This window comes from Sinorhizobium mexicanum, assembly GCF_013488225.1.
GTDB lineage: Bacteria > Pseudomonadota > Alphaproteobacteria > Rhizobiales > Rhizobiaceae > Sinorhizobium > Sinorhizobium mexicanum.
The window spans coordinates 67,075-80,223 of record NZ_CP041241.1 but is presented as its reverse complement, the minus strand read 5'-3'; the positions used below and the strand labels follow the sequence as shown (position 1 = coordinate 80,223).

Below are 13,149 nucleotides of genomic sequence, written 5' to 3'. Positions count from 1 at the left end.
AAGACTGACAGGAGGAACACCAATATGCGGCAAGGCTGGAGATGGTTTGGGCCGGATGCGCCGGTCACGTTGGACGATGTGCGTCAGGCGGGCGCGACCAATGTCGTCTCGGCGCTGCATCAGGTGCCGATCGGCGAGGCCTGGACCGAAAAGGCGGTGCGCGAGCGCCAGTCGCTCATCGAGACCACGCCTCCCGGCCGTACGCCGCTCAAGTGGTCAGTCGTCGAGAGCATACCGATTCCCGATCTGGTCAAGCGCAAGGGCGGTAAGGCAAAGGCCGAGATCGAGGCCTGGATTGCCAGTCTCGAGGCTGTCGCCGCCTGCGGCATCAAGATCATCTGCTACAACTTCATGCCGGTCGTTGACTGGACCCGCACCGAGCTCGACTTCATCACGCCGACGGGCGCGACCGCGATGCGCTTCGATCACGAGCGCTTCGCGGCCTTCGAACTTTTCGTCCTGAAACGACCCAGCGCCGAGAGCGAATACTCGCAGGAGGACCGCGAGCGGGCAGAGGCGGTCTTCCGCTCGATGCCGGAAGAGGAGATCGCCGAGATCACCCGCATCATCACGTCCGCGCTCCCCGGCTCAACCACCGAACCGCTGACGATCCCCGCCTTCCGCGAGCGGCTTGCAGCCTACCGGGAGATCGACGCGGCGCGCCTGCGCCAGCATCTGATCGAATTTCTTGAGGCCGTGACGCCGGCGGCGGAAGCGCGCGGCGTCAAGCTTACGCTTCATCCGGACGATCCGCCCCGTCCGCTCTTCGGCCTGCCGCGCATCGCCTCGACCGAAGCCGATTACGCCGCGCTGTTCGACGCCGTGCCCTCGGAAGCGAACGGCATGTGCTACTGCACCGGAAGCCTCGGCGTCAGGGCCGACAACGACCTGCCGAAGATCGCCCGGCGTTTTGCCTCGCGCATCCATTTCGCCCATCTTCGCGCCACCACCCGCGAAGGCGACGGCCGCAGCTTCCATGAAAGCGCGCACCTCGAAGGCGACGTCTCGATGGTCGATGTCCTGAAGGAGCTCGTTGCCGAAGACAAGCGCCGGGAAGCGGAAGACACCATCGTGTTCCGCTCGGACCATGGCCACCGGATGCTCGACGATCTGCAGAAGACCGTCACGCCGGGCTATCCGGCGATCGGCCGTCTGCGCGGTCTTGCGGAACTGCGCGGCATCCTTCACGCGCTCGGCGCGCCGCCGACATGATCGGTCGTCGAACGAACGCCAAGCGTCGTCTGACTGCTGTATGTTTCATCTAAAGGATCATGCAGTAGTCAGCGGGAGCTTCCCGCCGAGCCGGATGATGGCGGAAGAGAGTGGGAGTCGAACCCACCAAAGGCCGTCTCTCGACCCCTCCCGGATTTGAAGTCCGGACGCCCCACCGGGGACGAATCTCCTCCTGAAACACCCGCCTTGTCACTGACACCATTCGACAAATTGCCGAAAAGGTCCAGTCGGTTGCGATTGAGACGGCGCATGTCGCCGCGCCTGAGCGTGACGCTGTGACGGTCGAAGAAGTCGAGGATCTGGATCGCGACCTTGCGGCCGTTTTCGAGGCGATCGCGAAGCTGCATCGCCGTAAACCAGCCCTTGTCGGCGGCCGAACTGATCTCCGCGATCACCGCGACCATCTCCGCCACCACTTCGCGCAGGAAGAAATGATCGTGCGCCACCTCGTGCACCTTGCCCATGCGGCTGCCAAGCTTCATGAGCCGGCGCACCTGCGCCTCCGGTACCGCCAGCAATCCGGCGATATCGCGCACGCGTGGCGGGCGGAACCGCTCGGTTCCATCGAGCAGCGGCGCGATATCGTGCCAAAGCCGTTCGTCGGCCAAGGTCATTGTCACCCGATGATCAGCAAGCCGGACGCAGGCTCCGTCGAGCCCGATCTCTCCCGGTCGCGCAAGGGCCTGCAGGGCGGCCCGAAAGGCCGGCACCGGCAAACGAAGTTCCGCCTGCGTGCGCAACCGCTCGACACCCATGCCCAAGAGGTCCGGATTGTCGGCATGGAAGGTCTTGAGCCGGGCAAGGATATCGTTGCGGAATTTATCCCAACTCGCCTGAGACATGGCGAGCGTCGTCGCCTCGAGCGGCAGTTGCACGACGCCTAGCGCTTGCGTCAGCGCGGGCAGGTCCGTTGCTGCAATCGCCCGGTCGCGGGCGAAGGCGCCGAGGTCGAGATAAAACGGCGGCGCGGCAAGCAGCGCCTCGATCGCCTGCTTCGGCCCGGTCAGGGCGTGGCCCTCGAGTTGCGCCATCCGTTCCGGGGTACGGCGCTTGCGTGCCGGCGCGCGCAGATCCAGGAACCGACCACCGCCGATCGTGCGCCGGGCGGAGGTGTCGCGAACAACGTAGCGGTCGCCGGCCGCGGCCGCGATCGGCCGCTCCAGCACCAGCTGGACCAGCGTGCACGCTCCGGGCGCGACCGGCTCTTCGGCCAAAAGGACGATCCGGGCCCCGACTTCCGCCGAGGCATAATGAAGCCGCACCGGGAACCAATGACCGATCGGCTTCGGTTCAGAGCCGAGCACACGCAGCGTCGCGTCGATCCGGCTCGTCGGCGCGTGCAGATGCTGGTCGCAGACCATGTCGCCGCGACCGACCGCCGTTTTCGTGATGCCAGGACCGGCTAGATTGAGCGCGCAGCGATCGCCGGCGCGGCCGGTTTCGCTTGGCCTGTTCTGCGCATGGATCGATCGCACCCGGGCGTTAAGGCCGGAGGGGCTGACGGTGACATGGTCCTCCACCGACACTTGTCCTGAAAGCACGGTTCCGGTGACGACCGTGCCGACGCCTTGGATGGTGAAGGAGCGATCGACGGCCAGCCGGAAGCGCCCGGTTGCCTGCCGTCGCGCGAAGCGACGTGCCGCACCGACTATTTCGTCAAGAAGCGGCGCCACGCCCCTGCCCGACAGCGCCGAAACCGGGATCATCGAAATATCGGCAAGCGCCGTGCCGGCAAGCGCATCCCGCATCTGCCGTTCGACTTCTTGAAGGCGCTCTTCCGCCACGAGATCGGCCTTGGTGATGGCGACGATGCCGTGTTCGATGCCGAGAAGATCGACGATCGCCAGATGTTCGCGGGTCTGCGGCATTACGCCATCGTCGGCTGCGACCACCAGGAGCACGAAGTCGATGCCGCCGGCGCCGGCCAGCATGGTGTGGATGAATTTCTCGTGGCCGGGGACGTCGACAAAGCCGAGCGTCTCCGCGCCCTCGACCGGCATGTAGGCAAAGCCGAGGTCGATCGAAATGCCGCGGTCCTTTTCCTCCTTCAGCCGGTCGGTGTCGACACCGGTCAGCGCGCCGATCAGCGACGTCTTGCCATGGTCGATATGACCGGCGGTGCCGACGATCACGTTTCTTTCCTCTCGCTGGCCGGCTGGGATGGATCCGCCGTCTCGGACAGCGGCATCGCAGCGCGGCGTTCGGCCTCCGTCAGTTCCTCCGCGTTGAGCCCGTCACGCACGACGTCGAAAAATGGCGTCGCCAGCGCGCTGCCAGCTTCACGCGCCCTCAAGAGCCAGGCGAAGGCTTCGACGGGATCGCGGGTGATGCCGCGTCCCAGATGATAGGCCGCGCCAAGCATCGCCTGCCCGTCGGCGTCGCCGGCGCGCGCGCCAAGCCCCCACCAGTAGACCGCCTCGATCGGATCGCGCGCGACGCCGATGGCATTGTGATAGAGCATGCCTAGCCGCGTCATCGACGCTGCGGAACCGTTCTTCGCGGCAGCGAGCGCCCAGCGGTGCGCTTCCGCAAAGTCGGGCTCTACCAACTCGCCCTCCAGAAGCATCCAGCTCAGCATGTCCTGAGCCTCGGCGTCATCCTGTTCGGCTGCCTTGCGGTAGAGCGCCGCCGCCCTTTGATAATCGGGTGCGGACCCCTCGCCCTTGAAGAGCAGCGAGGCGAGGTTGCGCTCACCGACCGGATCGCCGGCCTCGGCGGCGAGACTGAGCCAGCGATAGGCAAGCTCGGCATCGCGGGCAACGCCCAGTCCGCCGGCAAAACATGCGCCGATATTGTTCTGCGCCCGCGGGTTTCCCACCCGCGCCAAGGGCATCCAGATCGCAAGTGCAGTCTCGTAGTCGCCGCTACGGGCAGCGGCGAGCGCCTTCTCCATCGGTGCGTCGTCGGAGGTATCGCTCACGGTCGTTCTTCGCAGAAAGCGGCTGAAAAGACTCACGACGACGGTCCTTCTCCCGGCGGATCGAGATGGGCGAGATTGGCGACGAAACCGTCCTCGTCCTCGAGGCAGCGCAAATCGAGGATGAGCGACCCGCGCTCGATGCGGCCGATGACCGGCATCGGCAGACACCTCATGGCCGCGGCCAGGTCGGCGAGCGTGCGCCCGCTGCCCGAATGCGGCGTCAAGGCGAGCCCTGCGCTTGGCACCGTGGAGAGCGGCAGGGCGCCGGAACCGATCTGGCTTTCGCAATCTACGACGGAAACGCGGCATGCGCTCTTCAACGCATGCTCGACCACAGATGCCAGCCGCGCCGCCTGATCGCCGATGTCCGTCTTCGGACGGGAAAGCAGTCGCATCGTCGGAAGACGCTCGCTCAGGCGATCCGGGTCGCGATAGAGCCTGAGCGTCGCTTCCAGCGCCGCCAGGCGGATCTTGTCCACCCGCAGCGCGCGTTTCATCGGGTTGCTGTTGATCTTTTCGATGAAGGCTGTGCGGCCGACAATGAAGCCGGCTTGCGGTCCGCCAAGCAGCTTGTCGCCAGAGAAGGTGACGATATCGGCGCCGTCGGACACCGCTTCGCTAACTGTCGGTTCATGGGCAAGTCCGAAACGCTCGAGATCGGCAAGCGTCCCCGAACCAAGGTCGTTGACGAGCGGCAGACCGCGCTCGTGCGCAATGCACGCAAGCTCCCGCGCCCCGACCTCCTTGGTAAAGCCTTCGATGCGATAATTGGAGGTGTGGACCTTCATGAGCAGGCCCGTTTCGGGACCGATGGCGTCGCGATAGTCCCTCGCGTGGGTGCGGTTCGTGGTGCCCACCTCGACGAGGCGGACGCCGGAGCGCAACATGATGTCCGGCATGCGGAACGCACCGCCGATCTCGATCAGCTCGCCGCGCGAGACGATCGCCTCCCTGCCGGCCGCGAGACTGTTCAGCACCAGAAGCACGGCCGCCGCGTTGTTGTTGACGATGGTCGCATCCTCCGCGCCGGTCAGCTCGCAGATGAGCGCCCGCAGGTGATCGTCTCGTTCGCCGCGTTTACCGCTCGCAAGGTCGAACTCGAGCGCCACCGCCTCGCGCATCGCCGCCGTCGCGGCATCGATCGCCGCCTCGGCCAGTAGCGCCCGTCCGAGATTGGTGTGGAGCACCGTTCCCGTCAGGTTGAACAGGGGGCGGAGCGTCGATCGATCGTTCTCCTCGAGCGCGGCGACGGCTTTCGTGATGATAGCGTCCGCAGGGGGAAGCTCTCCACCTTTGCGCACATCGTCCCGGGTCGTGGCCAGGACTTTCCGCAGGGCCTCGGTAACGGCCGGTCGGCCGAAGCATTCGACCGCCTCGACGAGGATGGCCGATCTCAGGAGCTCGTCCACCGACGGGATGTCACGCAGCCTGACATTGGCATCCATTACATTCCTCCCCGGTGCATCAGAAACCGGCCAGAAGCGGCGCAAATCCGCCCCGGTGGTAGGGCCCATCGCGCATCAGGAGATCGAGGCCGAGGCTTGCAACGTCGTCGGCAACCGGTTCTGCGGCCGGCTCCTTGTTCTGGTAGAAAATCTTCGTCCAGCCATGGCATTCATCGCAGGTCTCGGCCTTGACGGTCCCGCCCTGGTTCTCGATCTCGCGATAGGAGATTCCTTTGGTGGAGCCGCAAAGCAAGCACTTGATCCGGACATAGTGCCAGTAGGTGCAGCACAGCGAGCAGGAGCAGAACCGCGCGCCGTGCGAACCCGGCCAGCCGACGACCATGGACGATACCGGCTTGCCGCCGCATGACGGGCAAACGCCGTCGGCGACGGGCGTCAGTTTCTTGGCGTCGAGAAGCGACGCGAGGCGGGCGAAATGCACCTGAAGCCCCGCCCAGACGAAAATGTGTTCCGCAATCGCGTCCGGGGGCAACGCGCCGGAGAGAACGGCATCGGCCATGACAAGACGCTCTTGCCGATCGGCGGCGGCGACGCGTGCCAGCGCGGCGGCGGCCGGCACCGGTTTCTCGATTGCGTCAGCGGCTGCGAACAGGCGGTCGAATATCGTGTTGAGCGCTTCGCCCTCCATCCCATGGCGATGGATCGGCGGCATCTCGAACTCTCGGGCGCGTGTGAGCGCGGCGGCGTCCGGGCCGTCGGCAGGCGGGAGGCCGGCCTGGATATCATGTTGAGCCAGCGAAAGGCCCGCTAAGAAGTTGAGATAGGGCGCAAGCTCGCTCGCTTCGGCCAGTTGACGAAAACGCAGTGATCGGGCGGAAAAAAGCGAAGCGGGATCGGGCAGGCACGCAAAGGGCGGCGACGAGACATCTCCAATGGCGGTGGGATCCGGCGCTGCTGCGTCTTTGCGTTTCATCACACTCCCTCACGAACCCGACGGGCCACGTGATAACCCTGAAACTTGGCTTCGAGCGGGATGCGGGCAGAAAACCGCCCACACTTTCCTCATCCCGCCCTATTCGGCTGCGGTCGTCTTTTCGTCTTTCGCATGCGGCTTGGCGACCAGTTCGCGCAACCATTTGCGGTGGTACCGCCAAGCCCAGCCGCCGGTCACGGAGCCGCGTACCATCCCGCGTATCGTACCCTTTACCCAGATCGCTGCATAGACATGGGTGATCCAGACGCTGATCGCGAGGATGGCGGCGATCGAGTGGACGAGGACGGCCCATCGCTTCTGCTCGATGGTGGTGAAAGCCGCGAAATACTCATCCCATATGACGACACCGGACGCGATCAGAACGATGATCAGGATCGACATGGACCAGAAGACGAGCTTCTGCCCGGCATTGTACTTGCCGATCTCGGGCAGGCGTTCGTCGTGCGCGGTCAGCACATCGCGCCCCCGTGCAAGCCAGGTGCCGTCCTCGCGTTTCCAGAGATTGAGCTTCCAGAAACGCAGGAACAGGCCGAGGAAGCTGAAGAACAGCACGACGCCGATCCACGGGTGGATGGCGCGCACCAGTTGGCCCCCGCCGAACAGCGCCGAGAGGAAGAAAAGCCGCGGGTGGAAGAGGGAGAGGCCGGAAAGCGCGAGCAGCACGAGGCTGCCGGCGGTGATCCAGTGATTGATCCGCGCGCCTCCGGTGTAACGATCCACCGTGACAGGCTTGCCGGCATGCACGCTGTTGCTCTTGCCGGTGTCATTTTCCGTGGTGGTACTCATGAGGAACGATCTCCCGTGAGCCGCTCAGCGGCCTCCTCGTCCTCTTCGGTAACGCGGTTCGGGCCGTTGACCATGTAGTGCAGGAAGCCGGTGGCCGCGGCGACGCCCATGACGGCGAGGCCGGCATATTTGGTGATCCCCTTCCAGGCCTCGACGATCGGGCTGATCCTCGGGTCGTTGGGAAGACCGGCGTAAATCTCCGGCTTGTCGGCATGGTGCAGCACATACATGACATGCGTGCCGCCGACGCCCGGCGGATCGTATAGGCCGGCATTGGCAAAGCCGCGGGACTTCAGGTCGGTGATGCGCCCTTCGGCATGCTTCTTCATCTCCTCCTTGGTGCCCCAGACGATCGCCTGGGTCGGGCATGCCTTGGCGCAGGCCGGCCCCTGGCCGACGGCGATGCGGTCGGAGCAGAGCGTGCATTTGTAGGCCGTGTGATCGACCTGCGAGATCCGCGGAATGTTGAACGGGCACCCCTTGATGCAATAACCGCAGCCGATGCAGTTCTCGTGGACGAAGTCCACGATGCCGTTCGAATATTGCACGATGGCGCCGGGTGCGGGGCACGCCTTGAGACAGCCCGGATCCTCGCAATGCATGCAGCCGTCCTTGCGGATCAGCCATTCGAGATTGTTCGTCTCCGGGTTCTCCCACTCGGTGAACCGCATCAGCGTGAACATGTCCGGCGTCAGGTCGTGCGGGTTTTCAAACACGCCCCTGTTCTCCTCGATCTCGGGATGGGTGTCGTTCCACTCGATGCAGGCGGATTGGCAAGCCTTGCAGCCGATGCACTTCGAGACATCGATGAGCTTGGCCACTTGGGTCTGGCGCTCGGCGGGCGGCGTCACGTTCGACGCCGAGCGTCGCATCAGGTCGTTTTCGCCGAACTTCGGGTTTTGAGGTCCGGTGCTGGGATTTGGGACGGGCGGGAACATGGTTCTAGCCTCCTCAAGCCACCGGCCCGGCAATGGGCTCGATATTGACCAGGAACGCCTTGTATTCCGGCGTCTCGATGTTGGCGTCCCCGACGAACGGCGTCAGCGAGTTCGGGCCGAAACCCTTCCTGGCCGCGCCGGTAAAGCCCCAATGCAACGGTATGCCGATGACGTGGACCGGTTTGCCGTCGCAGATCAGAGGCTTGATCCGCTTGGTCACGAGGGCCTTGGCCTCGATCGAACCGCGTTTCGACCAGACGTGCACCCAGCCGCCCCTGGTGATGCCTTTCTCGGCCGCCAGTTCCTCCGATATCTCGACGAAGAACTCCGGCTGCAGCACGGCATTCACGTGGACGTGCTTGGTCCAGTAGTGGAAGTGCTCCGTCAGGCGGTAGGACGTCGCCGCATAGGGGAACTCTTTCGAGGCGGTCTCGGCAAACTGCTCAAGATCGCCCTTGAATACCCGCGCCGCGGGATTGCCGCGTATGTTCGGCGCAACAAGATTGCCGAGCGGGGATTCGAACGGCTCGTAATGCGTCGGGAACGGACCGTCGCGCATCATGCCCCTGGTGAAAAGGCGCGAGACGCCTTCCGGGTTCATGATGAACGGCCCAACCTCGGCAGGCTTCGCCGTCGGCAGGATATCGGGCACGTCGTAGCCTGCCCATTTCGCGCCGTCCCATTCGATCAGCTTGCGGCTCGGATCCCACGGCTTGCCGTTGATGTCGGCCGAGGCTCTGTTGTAGAGGATGCGGCGGTTCGCCGGCCACGAGAACGCCCATTTGGAATAGGCGCCGGTTTCATCCGGGTCCGAGGTGTCCCGACGCGCCATGTTGTTGCCGTTCTCGTTGAAGCAGCCGGAAAAGATCCAGCAGCCGCACGAGGTCGAGCCGTCGTCCCGCAGCGCCGCGAAAGCAGGCAACTGCTTGCCAGCCTCCGCCAGCACCTTTGTCGGGTCGGCGGTATCATAAACGGTGGCAAGCGCCTTGCCGTTGAGCTCCTTGGCGAGCTCTTCCGCCGTCGGCTCGTTCGGGTCGGCATAGGCCCAGTCGAGATTGACGATCGGATCCGGGAACTTTCCGCCTTCCTTGCGATAGAGCTCCTTCAGCCGCATATGGATCTGCGCCATGATCCAGTTGTCGTTCTTTGCCTCGCCTGGAGGCGTGCCGCCCGGCCAGTGCCATTGCAGCCAGCGGCTGGAATTGGTGAGCGACCCCTCATCTTCGGCGAAGCAGGTGGAGGGCAACTGGATGACCTCCGTCTGGATCTGGGAAGGATCGACGTCGTTGTACTCGCCATGGTTCTCCCAGAACCGCGACGTCTCGGTGTCGAGCGGGTCCATGGTGACGAGGAATTTGAGCTTCGACAGCGAATCCGTCAGCTTCTTCCGGTTCGGGGCCGCAAGCAGCGGATTGAACCCCTGGCAGAAGTAACCCGCCATCTTGCCCTGGTTCATGAGCTCGAAGGCGCGCAGCATGTCGTAGCCAGGCAGGTCGAGCTTCGGCAGCCAGTCATAGGCGAAATTGTTTGTCGGCGTCGCCGCCGCGCCCCACATCGCCTTCTGGAAACTGACGAAGAACTTTCTGTAGTTCTGCCAGTAGCTCATCTGGTTGGGTCTGAGCGGCTTGAAGCCGCGCGTCGACATATAGCTCTCGAGATCGGCCTCCTTATCGGTCGGCAGTGTCATGTAACCCGGCAGCAGGTTCGACATCAGCCCGACATCGGTGAGGCCCTGGATGTTCGAATGGCCGCGCAGCGCATTCATGCCGCCGCCGCGCATGCCGATATTGCCGAGGATCAACTGCAGCATCGCCATGGCGCGGATATTCTGCGAGCCCTTGGAATGCTGCGTCCAGCCGAGCGCATACATCGAGGTCATCACCTTGGTCGGCGACGAGCATTCGGAGATCATTTCGGCCACCTTCAGGAACTTGTCCTTCGGGGTGCCGCATATGCGCTCGACCATTTCGGGTGTGTAGACGGAAACGTGCTCCTTGAGCAGGTTCCATACGCAGCGCGGGTTCGCCAGCGTGTCGTCCACGGTCGCATAGCCGTCGGGCCCGATCACATAGTCCCAGCTCGACTTGTCGTAATCGCGCTTGGCCTCGTCATAACCCGTAAACAGGCCATCCTTGAAGGCGAAACCGTCCTTGACAATGTAGCTGGCATTGGTGAACGCCTTGACATAGTCCCACTGCACCTTGTCGTTCTGGATGCAGTGGTTGATCACGCCAAGCAGGAAGGCGATATCCGTGCCCTGGCGGATCGGCGCATAGAAATCGGCGACCGACGCGGAGCGGGTGAAGCGCGGATCGACGACGATCAGCTTCGCGCCGCGATTGGCCTTGGCCTCCGTCACCCATTTGAAGCCGCACGGATGCGCTTCGGCGGCATTGCCGCCCATGATGATCACCAGGTCGGTGTTCTTGATGTCCGTCCAGGAGTTGGTCATTGCGCCGCGGCCGAATGTTGGAGCCAAACTGGCTACCGTGGGGCCGTGTCAGACACGCGCTTGGTTGTCGAAGACCAGCATCCCGGCACTGCGGACGACCTTGTAGGTCTCCCATGCGGTTTCGTTCGTTGTCGCCGAGGCTGCGAGGAAGCCGGTCGTTATCCACCGGTTCACCGGCACGCCGGCCTCGTTCCTCTCGATGAAATTGGCGTCGCGGTCGTCCTTCATCAGGCGGACGATCCGGTCAAGGGCCTCGTCCCAGCTGACCCGCTCGAACTTGTCCGAGCCGGGTTTCCGGATCATCGGATATTTCAGCCGTGTTTCGGAATTGACGAAGCCGAGCAGCGCCGCGCCCTTCGGACAGAGCGTACCGCGATTGGTCGGATGGTCGGTGTCACCCTCTAGATGGATGATCTCAGCCCGCTCGCCCTTCGTCCGGTCGCCCTTCGAATACATGATGACGCCGCAGGCGACGGAACAGTACGGACAGGTGTTGCGGGTTTCGGTCGTGCTCACGAGCTTGAAGGGGCGGATCGCTGCGGCATGAGCGGCCTCGATCTCACCGAAGCCCAGAGATCCGAGCGCCGTAGCCGCCGCTCCGGCACCGACGGCACCCAGGAATTGGCGCCGCGAGAGTTCCACGTTCATAACATGACACCTCCCTGAAACCGGCCTTGCCGACGAGGGCATGCCGGAAAACTTGGGTCCGCCTCTCTGACGAGAAAGACGTAAAATCGGCCCTGCAAGTTTAAATCTTAATCCTCCCTATCCCATTGTCAAATCGATAAGAACTCAAATCGCGAACATGATATTCCACTTACATCTAAATTGACACGCGCGTGTATTAAAGGCGGCGAACACAATCGGACCACATCCATGTTCGGGCATTTTCTCTCACGTCTCCGTGAGCCCCACTTGATCGTTGCTGGCGACTGTTTTCCCGCAAATTGACGCGCTCACCCGGATCAACCATAATAACATTATGGGCTTGCACGCCGCTCCCGAGGTTCGGGGCATTGCGCACTTGGCTGTCGTTTTCGCCGTCCCCGGGGGAGTGGACCGTTTCGACCTGCGCCCAACCTATTTCTCGCAGCATTCAGCACGCGCCGTGTGCCGGCAAAACGGCGCACGACCACACCTTTTCGCGGGCGGTGCACGCCTACAGCGCCGAGCGTCTTATCAGACGCGCAAAGGTCGCTGTAGCACTTTGAATTGCTGCATGTCTTTGTCCTTGAATCGAGATCGATTTAAGGAGACATGCAGCAGCGCCGCCTGGTGGATCCATTCGGTCAATCGGGAGGGCAAATGATGATGTACCGTCGCGAAATTCTGAAGCTGGGCGCCGCGCTTTCGGCAACCGCCGCCTTACCGAGGATCTCCTTCGCAAATTCCGCCTTCGCGCCCGAACCCGGCGCATGGCGGACCTTCGAAATCACGACGCGCATCGAGCTTTCCGGCACCGAAGGCGGCGCGCGGGCCTGGATCCCGTTGCCAGCCCTCGCCGGCAATGGCTGGAACCGGCCCGGAACCAGCGCCTGGACGAGCAACGCCACCGAGGCCAGGATCGTTTCGAGTGACGCCGTCCAGGGCGATATGCTTCTCGTTGTTTGGAATGCCGGCGTTTCGGCGCCTGCCGTCGAGATCGTCAGCCATGCCGCCACGCGCGATCGGGCCATCGACCTGACGAAACCGACGGCAGCCGCGCCACTTACTCCCGCCGAGCGCGCCCGATATCTCACCGGAACGCCATTGGTTCCGACCGACGGTATCGTGAAGGAAACATCAGACCGGATTGTCGGATCGGTCACCGACGACGTCGAAAAGGCGCGGCTGATCTACGATTGGGTGGTTGCCAACACCTACCGCCGGGCCGCGACCCGCGGCTGCGGCACCGGTGATGTCGTGGCCATGCTGAAGAGCGGCGATCTTGGCGGGAAGTGCGCCGACATCAATCCGCTCTTTGTCGGCTTGGCGCGGGCCGCGGGCCTGCCTGCACGCGACCTTTACGGCCTGCGCGTGGCACCATCGAAATTCGGCTACAAGAGTCTCGGAGCGAAGAACGAGATCGTCACCAAGGCCCAGCACTGCCGCGCGGAAGTTTATCTTTCCGGTTTCGGCTGGGTGCCCGTCGATCCCGCCGACGTCAGAAAGGTCATGCTCGAGGAAGCAGAGCGAGGGCTCGCCGCCGGTGATCGCAAGGTGGTGGCGGCACGCGAAACCTTGTTTGGCGCCTGGGAGGGCAACTGGATCGCATACAACGATCTGCGCGACGTGGCGCTGCCCGGAGCGTCCGGACCGGATATCGGTTTCCTGATGTATCCGCAGGCGGAAGTCGCGTCGGCAAGACTCGATTGCCTCGAGCCCGATGCGTTCAAATATTCGATCCGTTCTCGCGAAATTTTCGTCTGACCGTGTGCTGG

The 13,149-nt window shown here is 63.7% G+C and carries 8 protein-coding genes, 1 tRNA gene and 1 pseudogene; 2 read left to right on the top strand and 8 right to left on the bottom strand.

Features of this window, described 5'->3' with window-relative positions:
* Positions 1-24: 24 nt before the first annotated feature.
* Entirely contained in the window at positions 25-1,212 is a 1,188-nt protein-coding gene (uxuA, locus tag FKV68_RS24540) for a mannonate dehydratase (RefSeq protein ID WP_180943131.1), read from the top strand.
* Positions 1,213-1,310: 98 nt separating this feature from the next.
* On the opposite strand, the gene FKV68_RS24535 is transcribed toward uxuA, so the two are convergent.
* From FKV68_RS24535 to fdnG, 8 genes and pseudogenes are all read right to left on the bottom strand, one after another.
* A tRNA-Sec gene (locus FKV68_RS24535) sits at positions 1,311-1,406 on the bottom strand.
* Positions 1,407-1,529: 123 nt separating this feature from the next.
* Positions 1,530-3,365 (bottom strand): annotated as a pseudogene (selB, locus tag FKV68_RS24530) (selenocysteine-specific translation elongation factor); the annotation flags it as partial.
* On the bottom strand, positions 3,362-4,126 hold the full coding sequence (locus FKV68_RS24525) for a tetratricopeptide repeat protein (RefSeq protein WP_180943892.1): 765 nt from the start codon (positions 4,124-4,126) through the stop codon (positions 3,362-3,364). The pseudogene selB and the gene FKV68_RS24525, both read right to left, overlap by 4 nt.
* 59 nt (positions 4,127-4,185) lie before the next feature.
* Positions 4,186-5,598 carry an L-seryl-tRNA(Sec) selenium transferase gene (gene selA, locus FKV68_RS24520; RefSeq protein ID WP_180943130.1) on the bottom strand — a complete coding sequence of 471 codons (1,413 nt, stop codon included), beginning with the start codon at positions 5,596-5,598 and terminating at the stop codon, positions 4,186-4,188.
* A gap of 19 nt (positions 5,599-5,617) precedes the next feature.
* A complete protein-coding gene (fdhE, locus tag FKV68_RS24515) occupies positions 5,618-6,532 on the bottom strand; it encodes a formate dehydrogenase accessory protein FdhE (RefSeq protein ID WP_180943129.1) in 915 nt (304 codons plus the stop codon).
* Between the two features lie 99 nt (positions 6,533-6,631).
* On the bottom strand, positions 6,632-7,339 hold the full coding sequence (locus tag FKV68_RS24510) for a formate dehydrogenase subunit gamma (protein ID WP_180943128.1): 708 nt from the start codon (positions 7,337-7,339) through the stop codon (positions 6,632-6,634).
* A complete protein-coding gene (fdxH, locus tag FKV68_RS24505) occupies positions 7,336-8,277 on the bottom strand; it encodes a formate dehydrogenase subunit beta (protein ID WP_180943127.1) in 942 nt (313 codons plus the stop codon). The genes FKV68_RS24510 and fdxH overlap by 4 nt, the downstream gene beginning before the upstream one ends.
* A 13-nt stretch (positions 8,278-8,290) precedes the next feature.
* Positions 8,291-11,377: a formate dehydrogenase-N subunit alpha gene (fdnG, locus tag FKV68_RS24500; RefSeq protein ID WP_180943126.1), complete on the bottom strand. Its 3,087-nt coding sequence runs from the start codon at positions 11,375-11,377 to the stop codon at positions 8,291-8,293.
* A 663-nt stretch (positions 11,378-12,040) separates the two neighbouring features.
* Here fdnG and FKV68_RS24495 point away from each other — a divergent pair.
* Positions 12,041-13,138: a transglutaminase family protein gene (locus FKV68_RS24495; protein ID WP_180943891.1), complete on the top strand. Its 1,098-nt coding sequence runs from the start codon at positions 12,041-12,043 to the stop codon at positions 13,136-13,138.
* The last annotated feature ends 11 nt before the right edge of the window (positions 13,139-13,149 follow it).